The following is a 911-nucleotide window of genomic DNA, read 5'->3' as shown; positions in this document are numbered from 1 at the left end:
AGCAGGCGGGTGATCTCCGGGTTCTGGTTGGTCCAGTCGCCCCTGAGATACGTGACGTCGCGCGCGCGCATCGCCGCTCCGGCCTCCCGCTCCGCCTCGTCGCGCCGCTTCGCGAGCTCGCGCCGGCGGGTCTCGCTCGCCTGCGCCTCCTGCAGCCGCGTCTGCAGGCTGCGGATCGCGGCGCTCGGCTGGATGTGGGCGAGGTCGGGGGCGAGCGCCGCGATCAGCGGCGTGACGGCGGCGTGGTAGGCCTCCATGTCGCGGCGGATGCCGGCGACGCGCGCGCGGCGGTTCTCGCGCTCGGCGAGCGCGTTCGGCACCGCCTGCCAGGCGGCGAGGGCGCTCGTCGCCATCTCGGTCCCGGCCGCGCCGTCGAGCCCGATCGCCCGCACCGCGTCGTCCCAGGCATTGCGCCAGGCCGCCTGCTTCGCCTTCGCGTCGGCGAGCGCCGTCGTGGACCGCGCGATGCCGATCGCGGCGGCGCCGATCCGCGCGTTCGCCTCGCGGGTCGCCTCCCATCGCGACGCGATCGCCGCAACGCGCTCTTCCAGGCGGCCGAGGATCAGGCCGACGTCGAGGCCGGCGAGGTCGGTCAGTCCCATCCTTTCGGCAAGATCCAGCAACGGCGCCCGTGCCGCCTCGATCCGCTCGGTGCGGAGCGCGCGATCGATGTGCCGCTCGTCGAGATCGCCCTTGCCCTCGATCAGGGTCTCGGCCTCACCGAGCCACGCCGTCATCTCCGCCGGGGTCGAGGGCGCGATGCCGGCGGGGCGCCACAGGTCGAGCCAGGCGGCATGGCCTTCCGCGACCTCGGCTTCGATCTCCCTCAGGATCGCGTCGGCGGCCTCGGCCTCGGCGAGCTCGGCGTCGAGGCGCAGCCGGTCGGCGGCGTGCTCCGCGACGCGGGCGGC

Annotated in this window: 1 pseudogene; it reads right to left on the bottom strand. The window is 75.5% G+C overall.

Annotated elements, in window-relative coordinates:
* A pseudogene (locus tag FV230_RS30185) lies at positions 1-911 on the bottom strand (chromosome segregation protein SMC); the annotation flags it as partial.

This window comes from Methylobacterium sp. WL6, assembly GCF_008040095.1.
Classification (GTDB): domain Bacteria; phylum Pseudomonadota; class Alphaproteobacteria; order Rhizobiales; family Beijerinckiaceae; genus Methylobacterium.
The sequence above is the reverse complement of the archived record's forward strand: the minus strand, read 5'-3'. Positions and strand labels throughout refer to the sequence as shown.